Origin of the sequence: Streptomyces sp. B15, from assembly GCF_018070605.1 — a bacterium.
In the GTDB taxonomy this organism is placed as follows: Bacteria; Actinomycetota; Actinomycetes; order Streptomycetales; family Streptomycetaceae; genus Streptomyces; species Streptomyces smyrnaeus.
The window spans coordinates 1-18,821 of the sequence record NZ_JAGPXJ010000031.1; the positions used below are offsets into that span (position 1 = coordinate 1).

Consider the following 18,821-nt stretch of genomic DNA (forward strand, 5'->3'; position numbering starts at 1 on the left):
CTTCACGTACGTCAATGGCTGTTTCATCGGGGGCAGTAACGCACGGGCGGATTCCATGTAAGGCAATGGCTTGCCTGGTTGCGGCAGGGGGGTTCTAGGGGGGCGAAGCCCACCTAGCGGGGGGCCGTCGGGGGGCAGAGCCCCCCGACACGACCCCTCGGCGGCAGCCGAAAACGCAAGGGGGCGTGCCCCCACAGGCGGGGGGCGCCGGCCCTCACGGGGGAACCCCGAAAGGCGGCTCAACCCGCGCGGAGCGCCCGGCGTTCTTTGCGGAGCTCCACCATGGTGTAGAGCGTCGGCACCAGCAGCAACGTCAGCAAGGTGGACGTGATCAGGCCGCCGATGACGACGACCGCCAGCGGCTGGGAGATGAAGCCGCCGTCACCGGTGACGGCGAGCGCCATGGGCGTCAGCGCACAGATCGTGGCGAGTGCGGTCATCAGGATGGGCCGCAGCCGGTGCCGGCCGCCTTCGACGACGGCGTCGATGACGCCGTACCCCTGTCGCCGGTACTGGTTGATCAGATCGATCAGCACGATGGCGTTGGTCACCACGATCCCGATCAGCATCAGCATGCCGATCATGGCCGGGACGCCCAGCGGGGTGCCGGTCACGACCAGCAGGCCCAGGGCGCCGGTGGCGGCGAAGGGGATGGAAACCAGCAGGATCAGCGGCTGGATCAGTGACCGGAAGGTCGCCACCAGCAGCATGAAGACGATGGCGATGGCCGCCAGCATGGCCAGGCCGAGTGAGCTGAAGGCCTCGTCCTGGTCCTGGGAGAGCCCGCCGATCTCGGCGGTGGCGCCCTTGGGCAGGTCCAGTCCGTCGATCTCGGACTGGAGCTCGGTGCTGACCGCACCGGTGTTGTCCCCGGTCGGCTTGGCCGTGATGGTGGCGGCGCGGGCGCCGTCGATGCGGGTCAGCTGGACGGGGCCGTCGACGGTGCGTACGTCGGCGACCTCGCCCAGCGTGGCCTTGCCGAGGGGCAGTTTCTTCAGTTCGGCGACGGTCTCGGCCGGTCGCGCGGAGCGGACGACGATGTCGCGCTCGGTGTCGTCGAGGATGGCCTTGCCGGACCTGGTGCCGCTGACCGCCTGGGTGACGGCCTGGCCGAGCGCGGCGTCCGACAGGCCGTGGCGTGCCGCCTCGGGCTTGGCCCGCACCGAGATGCGCGGTACGGACTGCGACAGGTCGGACTGCACGTCGGTGACATTGTCGAGCTCTGCGACCTTGGCGCGGACCTGCTCGGAGGCCTTCTTCAGTACGTCCTCGTCGCCGGCCTTGACGACGACGCTGAGGTCCTGGGTGCCGAAGCCGTCACCGGCGTTGACGGTGGTCTCGCCGATGGACGGGCCGAGCTTGTGGAGGCCGTCCTCGACGGCGTCCTGGACCCGGTCGCTGTCGGCGGACTCCTTCAGCTTGACCTGGTAGGTGGCCTGGTTGGCGTCCGTGCTGCCGCCGAACGCCGCCATGAGGCCTGCCGAACCGACGGTGACCTGGTGGTCCTCGACGCCGTCGATGCCCGACAGCATCTTCTCCACCTTCTTGGCCTGCTTGTCGGCGGCGCTCAGGCTGCTGCCGGGCGGCAGCTCCTGCTGGATGCTCAGCTGCTGGGTCTCGCCCTGGTCGAAGAAGTTGGTCTTCAGCAGCGGCGCCATGCCGAAGGTGCCCACCAGCACGGCGAGGGCGATGAGCAGGCTGGTGAAGCGGCGGCGGGTGGCGAAGCGCAGGACGGGGACGTAGATCCGCTGCAGCGGGCTGTGGGCCTCCTTCTCCTCGGACTTGCGGCGCTGTTCGGCGGGGTCGAGCCCGCGCAGGGACTTCGGCGCGCGCAGGAACCAGTACGAGAGCACCGGTACGACCGTCAGCGACACCAGCAGGGAGGCCAGCAGGGCGACGGTGATGGTGAGCGAGAAGCCGCCGAACAGGGCGCCGACCATGCCGCCGACGAACGCCATCGGGAGGAAGACCGCGACCGTGGTCAGCGTGGAGGAGGTGATCGCGCCGGAGACCTCCCCCACGGCGTCGAGGATCGCGGTGGTGCGCTCCTTGCCGTAGGCCAGGTGCCGTTTGATGTTCTCCAGGACGACGATGGAGTCGTCCACCACCCGGCCGATGGCGATGGTCAGCGCGCCCAGCGTCAGCATGTTGAGCGACAGGTCCCGGGTCCACAGCACGATCAGCGTGAGGACGACGGACAGCGGGATGGAGACCGCGGTCACCAGCGTGGAGCGCAGGGACAGCAGGAAGACCAGGATGACCACGACGGCGAAGACGAGGCCGAGCATGCCCTCGGTCGTCAGCGAGCTGATGGACTTGGAGACCTGCGGGCCCTGGTCGGCGACGACGGTCAGTTCGGCGCCCTTGCCCAGATCGGCGCGGAGTTGGGGCAGCTTGTCCTTGACCGTGTCGGAGATGTCCACGGCGCTGCCGTCGTTGTCCATGGTGACGGAGATCGAGAGGCTGCGCTCGCCGTTGGTGCGGGTGAGCGAAGTGGCCTTGCCGGGGGCCTCCTCGACGGTGGCGACCTCGCCGAGGCCGACCGGGTCCGACCCGCCCTTTGCGGGGATCCGCAGCCGCTTGATCTGGTCGAGGGAGGTGAAGCCGTCTCCGACCTGCACGGTCTTGGACTTGCCGCCCTCGTCGAAGGACCCGGCGGGTACCGAGGCGCCGCCCGCCTCCAGGGCCTTGGTCAGATCGGCGGGGGTCAGCTTGGCGGCGGCCAGCTTCTCGGGGTCGGGGGTGACGGCGACGACCATGTCCTGCACGCCGTCGACGGTGACCTGGCTGACGCCGTCGATGTCCTTGAGGACCGGCACCACGGAGGTGTCCAGCGCGTCGGCCAGCGCCTGCTGGTCCTTGCCCTCGGCGGAGGCGGCGAGCACGACGGTGGGGATGTCGTCGGTACCGCCGGAGACGACCTGCGGGTCGACGCCGTCGGGCAGCTCGGGGCGAGCCCGGTTGACGGCCTGCTGGACGTCGGCGACGGTCTGCTCGGAGCCGTCGCTGTAGTCGAACTGGGCCATGACGACGGCGGAGCCCTCGCCGGCTGTCGAGGTGACGCCGGTGATGCCGTCGACGCCCTGGATGTTCTCCTCCAGCGGCTCGACGACCTGCTTCTCGACCACGTCGGGGGACGCGCCCTGGTACGGCGCGATGACCGAGACCATGGGCAGGTCGATGGAGGGCAGCAGCTGCTGCTTGAGCTGAGGGACGGCGATGGCGCCGAAGGCGACGGCGACCAGCGCCATCAGGCCTATCAGCCCACGCTGCAGGAGGCTGAGGCGGGACAGCCAGGACATGGGTAGCGGGTCTCTCTGTGAGGGGGACGTGCGGGTGCCGCCTGCGCGGGCAGACACCTGGTGCCGCCTACACCCTCACCTACGAACCGGCCGGAGCCCTCCGCCGCAGGTCCCCTTCTGCCCTCGGCCGCGTACTGCGCCCGCAGTACGCGGCGGGGAGGGCCGGCCCCTCACTCCGGACGGAAGGGCCGTACCAGTCCGCTCTCGTACGCGGCCACCACCAACTGCGCCCGGTCCCGGGCCCCGAGCTTGGCCATGGTGCGGTTGACGTGTGTCTTGATGGTGAGCGGGCTGACGTCGAGCCGTTCGGCGATCTCGTCGTTGGAGAGCCCGCCGCCCACCTGGGTCAGCACTTCACGTTCGCGCGCGGTGAGTGCCTCCAGCCGGGCGGCGGCGCCGTTGTCGGCAGCGGCGCCGTCCGGGTCCGCACTGCCGCCCTGCGCCAGGAATCTGGCTATCAGCCCCTTGGTCGCCGCCGGGGAGAGCAGGGCCTCGCCCTTGGCCGCCGTGCGGATCGCGGAGAGCAGTTCGCCGGGCTCGGCGCCCTTGCCGAGGAACCCGGAGGCCCCGGCGCGCAGCGAGCCGACCACGTACTCGTCGACCTCGAAGGTGGTGAGGATGACGACCTTGACGTCGGCCAGCGCCGGGTCGGCGCTGATGGCGCGGGTGGCGGCGAGGCCGTCGGTGCCGGGCATCCGGATGTCCATCAGGACCACGTCGGCGCCCTTCTCGCGCACCAGCGCCACGGCCTCGTCGCCGTCGGCCGCCTCGCCCACGACCTCCATGTCGGCCTCGGAGTCCACCAGCACCCGGAAGGCGCTGCGCAACAGCGCCTGGTCGTCGGCGAGTACGACTCGGATCATGCGGGGGTCTCCTTCCGGGGCGCCGTCGTCTCCAGCGGCAACCGTACGTGGACCCGGAAGCCGCCCCCGGGCAGCGGTCCGGTCTCGCAGTCGCCGTGCAGCGCGGCGGCCCGCTCGCGCATTCCGACGAGACCGTGCCCGCCGCTGCCGCCCTCGCGGCGGGGGATGTCGTCGTCCGGGTCCGGGTCGGGGCCTGCGGCGGTGACGTCGTCGTCCGGGACGGTATGGGTGGCGCCCGCGCCGTCGTCGATGACGACGATCTCCAGGGCCCCGGCGTCCCGCCGTATGCGCACCTCGGCGTGGGCGCCGCTGCCCGCGTGCTTGTGCACGTTGGTGAGGGCTTCCTGGACGACGCGGTAGGCGGTCAGGTCCACGGCGGAGGAGAGCGACGGCGCGCCGGGGGTCGGCGCGTCCACGACGACGGACATCCCGGCGTGCCGGAAGCTCTCCACCAGTTCGTCCAGCACCTCCAGTCCCGGCGCGGGTTCGGTGGGGGCCGTGCTCTCCCCGGACTGGCGCAGCAGTCCCACGGTGGTCTGCAGCTCGGCGAGGGCGTGCCTGCTGGCGTCCCGGACGTGGGAGAGGGCTTGTTTGGCCTGATCGGGCCGCTGGTCCATGACGTGCGACGCCACCCCGGCCTGGACGTTGACCAGGGCGATGTGATGGGCGACCACATCGTGCAGTTCGCGGGCGATCCGCATGCGCTCCTCCGCGACCCGGCGTCTGGCCTCCTCCTCGCGGGTGCGCTCGGCACGTTCGGCGCGTTCCTGGATGGCGTCGACGAAGGCGCGCCGGTTGCGGACGGCCTCACCGACGGCGGCGGCCAGCGCGGTCCAGGCGAAGATGCCGAGATTCTCCTGCGCGTACCAGGGGCGGGCCCCGAAGAGCATGCTCGCGCCGGTGAGCACCCCGACGGTGGCGGCGCCGACCCGCCAGCTGGTGCGGCGGTCGGTGGTGTTGCTGACGGTGTAGAGCGCGATGACGGCGGCCGAGACGAGCGGCGCCTCGGGCGCCGAGCCGGCCCGGGGGCCGTCGCCGGCGACGAGAGCGACCACGGAGATCAGACTGGTGAGCAGCAGCACCGGCATCGGGGCGCGGCGACGCAGCGCGAGCACCCCGCAGGTGAGCGCGGCCAGCAGCACCATCTCTCCGGTGACCTGGCGCTCCGCGAACTGCGGCTGTCCGTCCGGACCGTTGGGCTCCGTCGCGGCGCCGAGGAGGATGCAGCAGAAGGTCCCTACGGCGATGAGGGCGTCGACCGCGTGGGGATGCGCACGGAGGCGCTCACGGATGTCGCGGAGTGTCACAGCAGGCACCGTATGCCCGGCTCCTGGGGTGTGTGTGCTGTCGTGATCTGCTCTTGCAGGTCGCGTTGTGCGTGTGGTGCGAGTGGTGCGGGACGTGCTTGTGGTGCGGGCGAGCTTGTGGGGGGTGGCGCGCCCGGGGCCGAGGTGCCGGGGGCTAGCCGGGGATGAGTCCGTCGTCGCCGAGCATCTCCCGTACCTCCTCCAGACTGGCGTCCGGTGCGGGCAGGATCAGCTCGGAGGGTTCGAGCGCGTCGTCGGGCAGCGGGCTGCCCAGTCTGCGGACGGCCTCCAGCAGCGCGTAGAGGGTACGGCGGAAGCCGGCCTCGTCGCCGCTCTCCGTCTCCCGGAGCAGCTCGTCGTCGAGCTTGTTCAGCTCGACGAAATGGCTGTCGTCCAGTCTGACCTGGCCTTCGCCCATGATCCGTACGATCATGCCGTTCTCCTCCTCCGGCTGCCGGGGTGCCGCTGCGGCCCGGTTCACTCCTTGTTGAACTTGGGCGCTTCCTGCTGCTGGCCGTTCGTCTGGCTCTCCGAGCCCTGGCCCCCCTCGATGGCCTGCTGGCCGCCACCGCTGCCGCCGGCCAGTTCGGCCTTCATCCGCTGCAGCTCCAGCTCCACGTCGCTGCCGCCGGAGAGGCGGTCGAGCTCAGCGGTGATGTCGTCCTTGGCCATGCCGGACTGGTCGTCCAGCGCGCCGGAGGCCAGCAGCTCGTCGATGGCGCCGGAGCGGGCCTGCAGCTGAGCCGTCTTGTCCTCGGCCCGCTGGATGGCCATGCCGACGTCGCCCATCTCCTCGGAGATGCCGGAGAACGCCTCACCGATGCGGGTCTGGGCCTGGGCAGCGGTGTAGGTGGCCTTGATCGTCTCCTTCTTGGTGCGGAAGGCGTCCACCTTGGCCTGGAGCCGCTGCGCCGCGAGGGTCAGCTTCTCCTCCTCGCCCTGCAGCGTCTGGTGCTGTCCTTCCAGGTCGGTGACCTGCTGCTGAAGGGCCGCCCTGCGCGAGAGCGCCTCGCGGGCCAGATCCTCCCGGCCGAGCGCCAGTGCCTTCTTTCCCTGTTCCTCCAGTTTCGAGGACTGCCCCTGCAACTGGGTCATCTGCAGCTCCAGGCGCTTACGGGAGGTCGCGACATCCGCGACGCCCCTGCGCACCTTCTGCAGCAGCTCCAGCTGCTTCTGGTAGGAGTAGTCGAGCGTCTCACGCGGGTCCTCAGCCCGGTCCAGGGCCTTGTTGGCCTTCGCGCGGAAGATCATCCCCATACGCTTCATGACACCCCTCATGGGCCTCGCGCGCCCCCTTCGTAACGGACTCAAGCCCTCGGCAATCTACAGACCCCAGAGTACGGGGCTGTCTTCCATTACCGCACCGTTCGAGCACGGATGCGCTCCTCCTGGAGGACGATCAGCCTTCGGCCCTCTCCGGCGCAGGGAGTAGGCACCGCTCCACGGTGGGGACCGGTCCCACCGGTCCTTTCCCCTGGGGGCTGGGGCCCACCCTGATTCACACCGTACTCTTGAGGTGTGTTCCGTAGCCGTTCGAAAGCAGGGCAGGCCAGCTCACCCCAGGTGACGGCGGCCGAGCCCCAAGAGCCCCGCGACCCGCAAGCCCCCAAGGGTCGCCCCACACCCAAGCGCAGCGAGGCGCGCGGTCCGCGCCGCCCGATGGCCGCCGGGCCGCAGAGCCGCAAGGACGCGGCCAAGCGGCAGCGCGAAGCCCGCAGGGCCGCGCTGGCCAAGCAGCGCGAGGCGCTGGCCAGCGGGGACGAGCGCCATCTGCCCGCCCGGGACAAGGGCCCGGTGCGGCGACTGGCGCGCGATTTCGTGGACTCCCGGTTCAGCGTGGCGGAGTTCTTCCTGCCGCTGGCCGTGATCATCCTCGTACTGAGCATGCTGCCCTCGCTCCAGCTGAAGAACATCTCGCTGCTGCTGTGGCTCGTGGTGATCCTGCTGATCGTCGTCGACTCGATCGGCATCTCCGTACGGCTCAAGAAGAAGATCCGCGAGCGCTACCCCGACGAGAACCGCCGGGGAGCTGTCGCCTACGCGCTGATGCGGACCCTCCAGATGCGCCGTATGCGCCTGCCCAAGCCGCAGGTCGCCCGCGGCGAGAAGCCCTGATCCGGCAGGAGCTGGTCGCCCGGCAGCTCGAGGAGCGGATAGCCGCGCACTTCGAGGTGGGGCGTCGGCTCCGGGTGCTGGACGCCGGGCTGGGTGACGGCGCACAGGCGCTGCGGCTGGCCCGGGCGGGTCACGAGGTGACCGGACTGGAGTCCGACCCGGCGCGGCTGGCCGTGGTCGAGGCGGCCCTGCGGGACGAGCCCGAGGGGATCCGAGCGCGGTTCCGCGCGCTGTCCGGCGGCGGCCAGGACACCGGGGCGCACTTCCTGCCGGGCACCTTCGACGTGGTGCTCGGCCATGACGTGCTCGACCGGACGCGGGACCCGGACAGCACGCTGGCCGGGCTCGCCCGGGTGCTCGACGCACGAGGGCTGCTCTCGCTCGTGCTGCCCAATGTGGCGGCCCGCGCGATGCGGCCGGGGCTCACCGGCGACTGGGCGGGCGCCCACGCCGCCCTGGTGGCGGAACCGGCCGAGAGCGACCGCTTTCTGCGCCTGGAGACGCTGACCTCGTTCCTCGCCCGGATCGGGGTGCCCATGGAGCGCTGGTACGGCGTGGGCGTCTTCGCGGCGGACGACACGGCCACCGGCCCGGACGCCCTCGACGTGGAGGAGCGGGCCTGCCGGATGGACCCGTACCGGGGCGTGGCTCAGTCGCTGCACCTGTTCGGCGTCCGGGGCTAGCACCGTCGGGCGTGTGCGCCACCGGCCGGTCCGGCCGGTGGCGCCGGCCCGTTCAGGCGACGGGCGGCTGGAACTTCGGGGGGTCGCGCAGCTCTATGTCCGCGACGTCGACACCCCGCTCGCGGGCGAGATGGTCGAGTGTCTCGGAGCGGGACCGCTCGGGGGCCTGGGTGTCGATGAAGGCCCCCAGCCATTCGCCGGTGCGGCGGTTGTAGGCGAGCTTGCGGGAGGCGGCGGCACTGCTGATGGTGCCCGTCTCCGCCACCGCGAAGTCGGTACCGATGGCCGCCTTGGCGACATGCGCGGCACAGGCGTCCATGAAGCGGGGGCTGGGACGCTCGTCGCCCCCGTAGAAGAACGCCTCGATCACCTCGGAGCCGCGGACCGACTTCTCGGCGAAGATGCCCGCCTTCTTCAGCGTTCCCAGCGCCCGGTCCCGTTTCTCGGCCGGGCCGCGCAGAACCACGTAAACCGCGCCACGTACGTCCATGAGCACCGAGGGTAGCGGCTCACCGGGTGGGCCGACCCCCCGCGGCGGGAAGCCGGCTCACCCGGCGGCGGTGCCCCCGGAGTCCGCCTCCGTGGCGGCGTGCAGACTCATCGGGCCATAGACGGTGCTGCCGTCCTCCTGGAGGGTCACCTGATCGGTTCCGCCCTCCAGCAGCTCCCGCCACACCTCCCCGATCCACGACTCGGCGTCCGACTGGGTGGAGAACTCCTCGGGCTGCACGGCCGGTTCTGTCTCCGTACCGTCGGCCTTCTCGAACCGCCACGTCCACGCCATCAGTGCCTCCGTAAGATCGCCGGTTGCTCCCGGAAGCGTAGTCCCCTGTGCGCGCGCGGCGGCAGGTCACGAGACGATCAGAGGGTGGAACTGACTCTGCTCGGCACCGGCGAGCCCGCCGGTCTCCCCCGCTCCGACTGCCCCTGCGCCCGCTGCGCCGCCGCCGTCGGCCATGAGGCACGGGCCGCGACGGCACTGCTGGTGGACAGCACCCTGCTGCTCGACCTGACGCCCGGGCCCGCCTTCGCCGCCGCGCGGGCCGGCCGGTCGCTCAGCGGCGTACGGCAGGTACTGCTGTCCCATCCGCACGACGGGCCCGCGCTGGAGGTGCCCGCCGGGCTGCCGGCGCCCGTGCGGGTGCCGGACCGGCAGGAGCTGGCACTGATCAGCGGGCACCGGGTGCGGGCGCTGGCGCTGGACTCCCCGGGCACCGGCTATCTGGTGACCGGGCCGGACGGGGAACGGCTGCTGTATCTGCCGCCCGGTGCCGCGCTCGCCGGGACCGGCAGCGGGGCGGGGCCCGGCGGCCCGTGCGACGTGGTGCTGGTGGACGTGGGCCGGCGCCCCGACGCGCTGGCCCGGCTGCGGGAGGCGGGACTGGTGGGGGCGGCCACGGACGTGCTCGCCGTCCATCTGGGGCACGACGTGCCGCCGGGCCCGGAGCTGCACCGGCGGCTGGCCGCGGCCGGCGCGCGGGCGGTGCCGGACGGGACGTCCCTGACCGTCGGCGAGTTCCACGGCGGGGTGGACGTCTCGCAGCTTCCGCGCCGGACGCTGGTGCTGGGCGGGGCGCGCTCGGGCAAGTCGGTGGAGGCCGAGCGGCGGCTGGCCGCGTTCCCCGGGGTGGTGTACGTGGCCACCGGCGGCAGCCGCGACGGGGATGCGGAGTGGGCCGCCCGGGTGGCCCAGCACCGCGAGCGGCGGCCCGCCTCCTGGCGTACCGAGGAGACCTGCGACCTGGTGCCGCTGCTGGAGCGGGACGGGCCACCGCTGCTGATCGACTGCCTGGCGCTGTGGCTCACCCACACCATGGACGAGGTGGGGGCGTGGGACGACACCCGGTGGGAACGGGGCGGTGCCGCCGAGTTGGCCACACGGGTACGGACGCTGGTGGAGGCCGTACGGCACACGCCGCGGCAGCTGGTGGCCGTCAGCAACGAGGTGGGGTCGGGCGTGGTGCCCGCGACCCCGGCCGGACGGCGGTTCCGGGACGAACTGGGCAGACTCAACGCGGCGTTCGCTGCGGAGTGCGAGCACGTACTGCTGACGGTCGCGGGCGTGGCGCTGCCACTGCGGTGAGGGACCAGCCGATGGTTTCGCGCACCCCGCATGGGGGCTGCGCTTGCCCACCCTGCTCCCCAAGCTCTTCGAGCAGGGGGTACCCCCAAGGGCACCTCCCGGCCGGAGGCTGGGGGAGCGGACTGCCCAAGCTTGCGGGGGCAACCAACAAGGGGCGCGGGGAACTGCGCGACCAGCCAGAAACAACCGGCAGCCTGCAACGCACAGCAAGGGGCACCCCCTCTCCAGCAAGGCGCCCAACCCAGGCGCATGGCACTGACGTACGCTCAGCGAGCATGAGTGACCGCAGCCTGGATCTGGACGACTTCTCCGACCTCATCGAGCGACCGCACGGCGGTCTGCGCCGGGAAGCCGAGGAACGGCGGGCGCTGACCGGGCTGCCCCCGCGGGCCCTGGGACGGCTGGAGGACGTCGGCGAATGGCTCGGCTCCGCACAGGCCCGGGTGCCGGTGCGGCCGATCACCGACCCGCGCCTGGTGGTCTTCGCCGGGGACCACGGCGTCGCCGAACTCGGCGTCTCCACCCGGCCGGCGGGCACCGCCAAGGAGCTCGTCCGCGAACTGCTGGACGGCGCCTCCCCCGCGGCCGTACTGGCGCGGCGCTTCGACGTACCGGTGCGCGTGGTCGACATGGCGCTCGACTGCGACCCGGGCGAACTCCCCGCCGAGGTGACACGGCACCGGGTGCGCCGCTCGTCCGGGCGGCTGGACATCGAGGACACGCTGACCCCCGAGGAGGCCGAAGCCGCGTTCCGCGCGGGTATGGCCGTCGCCGACGAGGAGGCCGACGCCGGCACCGACCTGGTGGTGCTCGGCGATCTGAGCGTCGGCGGCACCACTGCGGCCGGGACCCTGGTCGCCGCGCTGTGCGGCACGGACGCCTCGGTGGTCACCGGACGCGGCGGAGGCGGCATCGACGACCTGACGTGGATGCGCAAGTGCGCCGCCATCCGGGACGGCCTGCGCCGGGCCCGGCCCGTCCTCGGCGACCAGCTGGAGCTGCTGGCGACGGTGGGCGGCGCCGATCTGACGGCCATGACGGGGTTCCTGCTGCAGTCCGCCGTCCGGCACACACCGGTCATCCTCGACGGCGTGGTGTCCGCGGCGTGCGCGCTGGTCGGCCAGCGGGTGGCCTTCCGCGCCCCGGACTGGTGGCTGGCCGGCCAGGCGGGTGGCGAACCGGCCCAGGCCAAGGCCCTGGACCGGCTGGCCGCCGATCCGCTGCTGGAGCAGGGCGTCGAGGTCGGCGGCGGCACCGGAGCGCTGCTGGCCCTCCCCCTGGTGCGGGCGGCGGCCGCGCTGGCCGCCGAACTCCCGGTCCGCGAGGGCCCGGAGGCGGACCCGGACGCGGAACCGGCGGGTGGGGCGGGGGCCGTGGACGCCACCTGACCCCGCCGGGGCGTGGGCCGGGGCCGTCCGGGCCGCGGGTAGCCTGCTCGGCCATGGACTCCTCCTCCCCCGCGGAACCCGCGCAGCCCGCGGACACCGCCCCGGCCTCCACGGTGGAGGGGCTGCGGTTCGCGTTCGGCACGCTGACCGTGCTGCCGGTGGGCGTCGAGCGGTGGGACAGGGCCGCCGCGCGGGCGGGCATGGTGTGCGCGCCCGTGGTCGGGCTGGTGGTGGGGCTGCTCTCCGCCGCCGTGGCTGCCGTACTGCTGGTGTGCGGGGCCTCCGCACTGCTCGCCGGGGTCGTGGCCGTCGCGGTCCCCGCGGTGCTGACCCGGGGGTTGCACCTGGACGGACTCGCCGATGTCGCCGACGGGCTGGGCAGCGGCAAGCCCGCCGAGGAGGCGCTGCGAGTGATGAAGCGGTCCGACATCGGGCCGTTCGGCGTGGTGACACTGGTGTTCGTCCTGTTGGGACAGGTGGCCGCGCTCGCCGCGCTGTACGGCCAGGGGTGGGCCGCCGGAGCCGCCGGAACCGTCGCCTCCGCCGTGGTGGCGCGGACTGCCCTCACCCTCGCCTCCCGGCAAGGCGTGCCCGCCGCGCGGCCCGAGGGACTGGGGGCCGCTGTCGCGGGCACCGTGCCGCGGGGCGCGGCGCTGGGCACCGTGCTGGGCGTCGCGGGCTGCTGTGCGGCACTGGCCGGCTGCGCGGGACCGGCAGCAGGCGTCGCCGGTTCCGTGATCGGTGCCGTGCTCGGGCTGTGCGCCGCGGAGGCGCTGTTGCGACGGTGTGTGCGGCGGTTCGGGGGTGTGACGGGGGATGTCTTCGGTGCGGTGGCCGAGGTCGCGGCAAGCTGCACGCTCGTCGCGCTGACGGTCCTGTGAGCCCTGTGAGCCCGCAGGTCACCCTTCCGTGACCGCGCCCGTACCGCGATCGTCCCGCTCCCGCCGGGTACTTCGCCCCGGCCCGAGGTTGTGCGGGAAATGTGCGGAGCGGGAGAAAGGGGGCCGGGCATACGATGCCCGGAGCGTCCGAACCGGAGGCAGCTCGCGCTCCGGAGCCATGTCCAGGAAGAAGGTCTCTCCCACGTGTCTGCACTGACTCTCAGCTCCTCGTCCGCGGCGACGCTGCGCGCGGACGCCGTCGTCGTAGGTGTCGCGAAGAACGGTTCCTCCGGCAAGGCGGGCCGGGCGGCCAAGGCAGCCGTCGTCCTGGCTCCCGGCGCGGAGGCCGTGGACAAGGCCTACGGCGGAAAGCTGGCCGCGACGCTCGAGACGCTCGGCGCGAGCGGCGGCGAGGGCGAGGTCACCAAGTTGCCGGCGCCGGCGAGCGGCGTGAAGGCCCCCCTCGTGGTGGCGGTCGGGCTGGGCGACGCGGCCGGCGGACAGGAGCCCTACGACGCCGAGGTGCTGCGCCGTGCGGCGGGCGCCGCCGCACGCGCGCTGGCGGGCAGCAAGAAAGCCGCTTTCGCGCTGCCCGTCGAGGACGCCGAGGCGGTCGCCGCGATCGCCGAGGGCGCGCTGCTGGGCGCGTACTCCTTCACCGCCTACCGGGGCAAGGAGAACGGCGGCAAGGACGGCGGCAAGCAGGACGGCAGGAGCTCCAAGGACGCCTCCGCGCCGCTGGCGGAGATCGCGCTGGTCGGCGCCAAGCCGAGGGACAAGGCGCACAAGGCCGCCGTGGACCGCGCGCTGGTGGTCGCCGAGGAGGTGCACCGCGCGCGTGACCTGATCAACACCCCGGCCAACGGGCTGGACCCCAAGACCTTCGCGTCCGAGGCCCGCTCCGCGGCCAAGGACTTCGGCCTGACGTTCGAGGTGCTGGACGAGAAGGCGCTGGCCAAGGGGGGTTACGGCGGCATCCTGGGCGTCGGCAACGGCTCGGCCCAGCCGCCGCGGCTGGTCCGCGTCGGCTGGTCGCACCCGAAGGCGAAGAAGTCCCTGGCGCTGGTCGGCAAGGGCATCACCTACGACTCGGGCGGCATCTCGCTCAAGCCGGCCGGCCACAACGAGACGATGAAGTGCGACATGAGCGGCGCGGCGGCCGTCTTCGCCGCCGTGGTCGCGGCGGCCCGGCTGGGGCTGCGGGCCAATGTGACCGGCTGGCTGGCGCTGGCCGAGAACATGCCGTCCGGCTCGGCCACTCGTCCGGGTGATGTGCTGACCATGTACAGCGGCAAGACGGTGGAGGTCCTCAACACCGACGCCGAGGGCCGCCTGGTGCTGGCGGACGCGCTGACCCGCGCGAGCGAGGAGGAGCCGGACGCGATCGTGGACGTGGCGACGCTGACCGGCGCGATGGTGCTGGCGCTGGGCAACCGCACCTTCGGGATCATGGCGAACGACGACGAGTTCCGTACCGCTCTGCACGAGGCGGCCGAGGAGGCGGGCGAGGACGCCTGGCCGATGCCGCTGCCCGGACACCTGCGCAAGAGCTTCGACTCCCCCGTCGCCGACATCGCCAACATCGGTGAGCGGATGGGCGGCGGCCTGCTGGCCGGGCTCTTCCTGAAGGAGTTCGTCCCCGAGGGCACGCCCTGGGCCCACCTGGACATCGCGGGCCCGGCCTTCAACGAGTCCGGCCCCTTCGGTTACACCCCTCGGACCGACCGCCGGAGGCACCCCGCTCTCCGCTTTCCGGCAACAAGTGCAAAGATGGGTCACTGGCAGGACAGGGCCCCGCACGGCTTGACAGAAGCCGGAAGCGATGAAAAGGGCCGAGCAGACAAAAGCGGCCGAACCTCAAGCCGCCCGGTCGCAGGAGACCGGCTACGGCGTACCCATGCATGGAGGACGTGACGTGGCGAACGACGCCAGCACCGTTTTCGACCTAGTGATCCTCGGAGGCGGTAGCGGCGGTTATGCCGCTGCCCTTCGCGCCGCACAGCTCGGTCTGGATGTCGCCCTCATCGAGAAGGACAAGCTGGGCGGTACCTGCCTGCACCGGGGCTGCATCCCCACCAAGGCGCTGCTGCACGCCGGCGAGGTGGCCGACCAGTCCCGGGAGAGCGCCGAGTTCGGCGTCAAGACCTCGTTCGAGGGCATCGACATGGCCGGTGTCCACAAGTACAAGGACGGTGTGATCTCCGGCCTCTACAAGGGCCTGCAGGGGCTGGTCGCCTCCCGCAAGGTCACCTATGTGGAGGGCGAGGGCCGGCTGTCCTCCCCCACTTCCGTCGATGTCAACGGTCGGCGCTACGAGGGCCGCCACATCCTGCTGGCGACCGGCTCCGTGCCGAAGTCGCTGCCGGGTCTGACCATCGACCACGAGCGCATCATCAGCTCCGACGACGCGCTGGTCATGGACCGGGTGCCGAAGTCCGCGATCATCCTGGGCGGCGGCGTCATCGGCGTCGAGTTCGCCTCCGTGTGGAAGTCCTTCGGCGCGGACGTCACCGTCGTCGAGGGCCTCAAGCATCTGGTGCCGGCCGAGGACGAGAACAGCTCCAAGCTGCTGGAGCGGGCCTTCCGCAAGCGCGGCATCAAGTTCAACCTGGGCACCTTCTTCGACAAGGCCGAGTACACCGGCGACGGCGTCAAGGTCACGCTGGCGGACGGCAAGGAGTTCGAGGCCGAGGTGCTGCTGGTCGCCATCGGCCGCGGCCCGGTCTCCCAGGGCCTGGGCTACGAGGAGGCCGGGGTCGCCATGGACCGCGGTTTCGTCACGGTGGACGAGTACTGCCGCACCAGCGTCCCGACGATCTCCGCCGTCGGTGACCTGATCCCCACCCTCCAGCTCGCCCACGTGGGCTTCGCCGAGGGCATCCTGGTCGCGGAGCGGCTGGCCGGGCTCAACCCGGTGCCGGTGGACTACGCCGGTGTGCCGCGCGTGACCTACTGCAACCCGGAGGTGGCCTCGGTCGGCCTCACCGAGGAGCAGGCCAAGGAGCGGTACGGTGCCGACAAGGTGGTCACGCTCAAGTACAACCTCGCGGGCAACGGCAAGAGCAAGATCCTGAAGACGGCGGGCGAGGTGAAGCTCGTACAGGTGCGCGACGGTGCCGTGGTCGGCGTCCACATGGTCGGTGACCGCATGGGTGAGCAGGTGGCCGAGGCCCAGCTCATCTACAACTGGGAGGCGCTGCCGGCCGAGGTGGCCCAGCTCATCCACGCCCACCCGACGCAGACCGAGGCGCTCGGCGAGGCGCACCTGGCGCTGGCCGGCAAGCCGCTGCACTCCCACGACTGACCGCCGGGTTCCAGTCAGGGCGCGACCCATCCGCACAGTTTTGTAAGGAGCAACAGAAACCATGGCGGTTTCCGTAACCCTGCCGGCGCTCGGCGAGAGCGTGACCGAGGGCACCGTCACCCGCTGGCTGAAGGCCGAGGGTGAGCACATCGAGGCCGACGAGCCGCTGCTCGAGGTCTCCACCGACAAGGTCGACACCGAGATCCCGGCGCCCGCTTCCGGGACCATCTCCTCCATCAAGGTCGCCGAGGACGAGACGGTGGAGGTCGGCGCCGAGCTGGCCGTCATCGACGACGGCTCCGGCGCTCCGGCAGCTGCCGCACCGGCCGCCGAGCCCGCGGCCGAGCCCGCCGCGCAGCAGCCCGCGCAGACCGAGGCCCCGGCCGCCGAGGAGCAGCCCGCGCCGCAGCCCGAGCCCGCCGCCGCGGGCCCCTCCGGCGGTGGCGCGGCCGAGGGCACGGACGTGGTGCTGCCCGCGCTGGGCGAGTCCGTCACCGAGGGCACCGTCACCCGCTGGCTCAAGCAGGTCGGTGACGAGGTCGAGGCCGACGAGCCGCTGCTGGAGGTCTCCACGGACAAGGTCGACACCGAGATCCCCGCCCCGACGGCCGGCACCCTGCTGGAGATCACCGTCGGCGAGGACGAGACGGCCGAGGTCGGCGCCAAGCTGGCCGTCATCGGTGCGGCCGGTGCCGCTCCCGCCGCCGCGGCCCCGGCGCCGTCCGCCCCGGGCAAGCCCGCCGAGGCGGCTCCGCAGCCCGCGCAGGAGGCCCCGCAGGCTCCGGCGGCCCCGGCGCAGCCCGCCGCACCGCAGACACCGGCTGAGCCCTCGCAGGCCCAGCCGGCGCCCGCCCAGCCGGCCGCACCCGCCCAGCCCGCTCCGGCGCAGCCCGCTCCCCCAGCCTCCGGCCGGGAGGTACCCCCAGCGGCGCAGGCACCCGCGGCCCCGGCCGCTCCGGCCCAGACTCCGGCTCCGGCACCGGCACCGGAGAGCGACGGCGCCTATGTGACCCCGCTGGTGCGCAAGCTGGCGGCCGAGCAGGGCGTGGACCTCTCGTCGGTGCGGGGCACCGGCGTGGGCGGCCGGATCCGCAAGCAGGACGTCATCGAGGCGGCCGAGGCGAAGAAGGCCCAGGCCCCGGCCCCGGCCGCTGCCGCGCCCTCCGCCGCAGCCCCGAAGTCGCCGAAGCTGGAGCCGTCGCCGCTGCGCGGCCAGACGGTGAAGATGCCGCGGATCCGCAAGCTGATCGCCGACAACATGATGAAGGCGCTGCACAGCCAGGCGCAGCTGTCCACGGTCGTCGAGGTGGACGTCACCCGCATCATGCAGCTGCGGGCCCGTGCGAAGGACTCCTTCGCGGCGCGGGAGGGCGTCAAGCTCTCGCCGATGCCGTTCTTCGTGCAGGCGGCGGCCGAGGCACTGAAGGCCCACCCGGCCGTCAACGCCCGGCTGAACGACGACGGCACCATCACCTACCACGACGTCGAGAACATCGGCATCGCGGTGGACTCGGAGAAGGGCCTGATGGTCCCGGTCATCAAGGAGGCCGGGAACCTCAACCTGGCGGGCATCGCCCGCAAGACCGCCGAGCTGGCCAAGAAGGTCCGCGAGGGCGGGCTGGGCCCGGACGACATGTCCGGCGGCACGTTCACGATCAGCAACACCGGCTCGCGCGGTGCGCTGTTCGACACCATCATCGTGAACTACCCGCAGGTCGCCGAGCTGGGCATCGGCGCCACCGTGCGCCGTCCGATGGTCGTCAACCACCCGGACCTGGGCGAGACCATCGCGATCCGCGACATGGTCTACCTGACCCTGTCCTACGACCACCAGCTCGTGGACGGCGCCGACGCCGCCCGCTACCTCAACGACGTCAAGGCCCGTCTGGAGGCCGGCGAGTTCGAGGGCGAGCTGGGGCTGTAGGCCCCCGGCAACCGCGCAGAACGGTGCCCCCGCCACAGCTGTGACGGGGGCACCGTCGCGTCCGGGCGTCGAGCGCCGGTGACGGATCCCTCACCGCATGCAGTGGCACTCGGTGCCGGGGCAGGTCGTATCGTCTAGGGGCCCCACCACCTCGCTGCGAGGAGTGTCTTCATGACCCCGCCCGTCGTCCAGTCGCTGCGCGAGCAGATCCGCGAGCATCTTGTGGAGGGGATCGTCAGCGGGCGGTGGAAGCCCGGGGAGCGGATCGTCGAGCGGCGGATCGCGGTGGAGCTGGAGGTCTCCCAGACCCCGGTACGAGAGGCGCTGCGGGAGCTGGAGACGCTGCGGCTGATCGAGTCGGCGCCGAACAAGGGCGTGCGCGTGCGGGAGCTGTCGGCGGCGGATCTTGAGGAGATCTACCCGGTGCGCGCCGGGCTGGAGCAGATCGCCGCGGAGCTGGCGGTGCCCCGGCTGGCGGGGGATGTGACGGCGCTGCGGCCGCATGTGGCGGCGCTGTACGAGGCCGACCGGCGCGGGGACGGCGAAGCCCAGGTGCGGCACACCGTGGCTTTCCACCGGGAACTGGTGCGCGCCGCGGGCAACAGCGTGCTGCTGCACACCTGGGAGGGGCTGGGGATCGAGGTGTGGACGGCGCTGTCGATCCGTTGGCTGGGTACGGTGCAGCAGTCGTACGCGGAGGAGCACGAAGCTGTCATGGCCGCGATCCAGCGATGTGACCCGAACATCGGCCTCCTGGTGAAGGAGCACGTGCTGGGTTGCGCCCCGGCGCCCCGGGACTGAGCGCCCCGACAGGGGCGCGGGGAACTGCTCCCCCAGCCTCCGGCCGGGAGGTGCCCCCAACAACCGCGGAGCACCCGCACTCGGCAACGGACCCCGGGCGCGACGGCGAGCTTCCGGCATGCGGTGCCAGATTTCGCGGCACGGAATGCCAATTTCGCCATGACCTTTGA

The 18,821-nt window shown here is 72.4% G+C and carries 16 protein-coding genes; 9 read left to right on the forward strand and 7 right to left on the reverse strand.

The window, feature by feature from the left end; translation table 11 throughout:
* Nucleotides 1–239: 239 nt before the first annotated feature.
* The 5 genes from KBY19_RS16325 to KBY19_RS16345 form a co-directional block, all read right to left on the reverse strand.
* Nucleotides 240–3,302 carry an efflux RND transporter permease subunit gene (locus tag KBY19_RS16325; RefSeq protein ID WP_210966013.1) on the reverse strand — a complete coding sequence of 1,021 codons (3,063 nt, stop codon included), beginning with the start codon at nt 3,300–3,302 and terminating at the stop codon, nt 240–242.
* A gap of 170 nt (nt 3,303–3,472) precedes the next feature.
* Nucleotides 3,473–4,165: a response regulator transcription factor gene (locus KBY19_RS16330; RefSeq protein ID WP_099880042.1), complete on the reverse strand. Its 693-nt coding sequence runs from the start codon at nt 4,163–4,165 to the stop codon at nt 3,473–3,475.
* The gene (locus tag KBY19_RS16335) at nt 4,162–5,481 is read right to left on the reverse strand and encodes a sensor histidine kinase (protein WP_180289615.1); all 1,320 of its coding nucleotides are present in this window, start codon (nt 5,479–5,481) and stop codon (nt 4,162–4,164) included. Before KBY19_RS16335 ends, KBY19_RS16330 begins: the two co-directional genes overlap by 4 nt.
* Before the next feature lie 145 nt (nt 5,482–5,626).
* On the reverse strand, nt 5,627–5,905 hold the full coding sequence (locus tag KBY19_RS16340) for a hypothetical protein (protein ID WP_099886441.1): 279 nt from the start codon (nt 5,903–5,905) through the stop codon (nt 5,627–5,629).
* A gap of 44 nt (nt 5,906–5,949) precedes the next feature.
* The gene (locus tag KBY19_RS16345) at nt 5,950–6,738 is read right to left on the reverse strand and encodes a PspA/IM30 family protein (protein WP_247691039.1); all 789 of its coding nucleotides are present in this window, start codon (nt 6,736–6,738) and stop codon (nt 5,950–5,952) included.
* Between the two features lie 252 nt (nt 6,739–6,990).
* On the opposite strand from KBY19_RS16345, the gene KBY19_RS16350 reads away from it, so the two are divergent.
* A complete protein-coding gene (locus tag KBY19_RS16350; protein WP_099880047.1) occupies nt 6,991–7,587 on the forward strand; it encodes a DUF3043 domain-containing protein in 597 nt (198 codons plus the stop codon).
* Complete coding sequence (locus tag KBY19_RS16355) at nt 7,584–8,270, forward strand: bifunctional 2-polyprenyl-6-hydroxyphenol methylase/3-demethylubiquinol 3-O-methyltransferase UbiG (protein ID WP_210966043.1); 687 nt, start codon at nt 7,584–7,586, stop codon at nt 8,268–8,270. The genes KBY19_RS16350 and KBY19_RS16355 overlap by 4 nt, the downstream gene beginning before the upstream one ends.
* A gap of 52 nt (nt 8,271–8,322) precedes the next feature.
* Here the strand turns inward: KBY19_RS16355 and KBY19_RS16360 are convergent, their stop codons facing one another.
* Both KBY19_RS16360 and KBY19_RS16365 read right to left on the reverse strand, forming a co-directional pair.
* A complete protein-coding gene (locus tag KBY19_RS16360) occupies nt 8,323–8,760 on the reverse strand; it encodes a hypothetical protein (protein ID WP_099886443.1) in 438 nt (145 codons plus the stop codon).
* Between the two features lie 57 nt (nt 8,761–8,817).
* Nucleotides 8,818–9,054 carry a hypothetical protein gene (locus tag KBY19_RS16365; RefSeq protein ID WP_099880049.1) on the reverse strand — a complete coding sequence of 79 codons (237 nt, stop codon included), beginning with the start codon at nt 9,052–9,054 and terminating at the stop codon, nt 8,818–8,820.
* 84 nt (nt 9,055–9,138) lie between these two features.
* Here KBY19_RS16365 and KBY19_RS16370 point away from each other — a divergent pair, with 84 nt between their 5' ends.
* The 7 genes from KBY19_RS16370 (at nt 9,139) to KBY19_RS16400 (ending at nt 18,651) form a co-directional block, all read left to right on the forward strand.
* Entirely contained in the window at nt 9,139–10,353 is a 1,215-nt protein-coding gene (locus tag KBY19_RS16370) for a bifunctional adenosylcobinamide kinase/adenosylcobinamide-phosphate guanylyltransferase (protein WP_210966016.1), read from the forward strand.
* 275 nt (nt 10,354–10,628) lie between these two features.
* Nucleotides 10,629–11,741 (forward strand): nicotinate-nucleotide--dimethylbenzimidazole phosphoribosyltransferase, encoded by a 1,113-nt coding sequence (locus tag KBY19_RS16375; RefSeq protein WP_210966018.1) that lies wholly within the window; start codon nt 10,629–10,631, stop codon nt 11,739–11,741.
* Between the two features lie 53 nt (nt 11,742–11,794).
* Entirely contained in the window at nt 11,795–12,622 is an 828-nt protein-coding gene (locus KBY19_RS16380) for an adenosylcobinamide-GDP ribazoletransferase (RefSeq protein WP_099880053.1), read from the forward strand.
* A 204-nt stretch (nt 12,623–12,826) separates the two neighbouring features.
* Entirely contained in the window at nt 12,827–14,536 is a 1,710-nt protein-coding gene (locus KBY19_RS16385) for a leucyl aminopeptidase (RefSeq protein WP_307843523.1), read from the forward strand.
* 1 nt (nt 14,537) lies between these two features.
* Entirely contained in the window at nt 14,538–15,926 is a 1,389-nt protein-coding gene (gene lpdA / locus KBY19_RS16390) for a dihydrolipoyl dehydrogenase (RefSeq protein ID WP_180289617.1), read from the forward strand.
* A 61-nt stretch (nt 15,927–15,987) separates the two neighbouring features.
* Nucleotides 15,988–17,850 carry a 2-oxoglutarate dehydrogenase, E2 component, dihydrolipoamide succinyltransferase gene (sucB, locus tag KBY19_RS16395; RefSeq protein WP_210966020.1) on the forward strand — a complete coding sequence of 621 codons (1,863 nt, stop codon included), beginning with the start codon at nt 15,988–15,990 and terminating at the stop codon, nt 17,848–17,850.
* 171 nt (nt 17,851–18,021) lie between these two features.
* The gene (locus KBY19_RS16400; protein WP_099880061.1) at nt 18,022–18,651 is read left to right on the forward strand and encodes a GntR family transcriptional regulator; all 630 of its coding nucleotides are present in this window, start codon (nt 18,022–18,024) and stop codon (nt 18,649–18,651) included.
* Nucleotides 18,652–18,821: the final 170 nt, after the last annotated feature.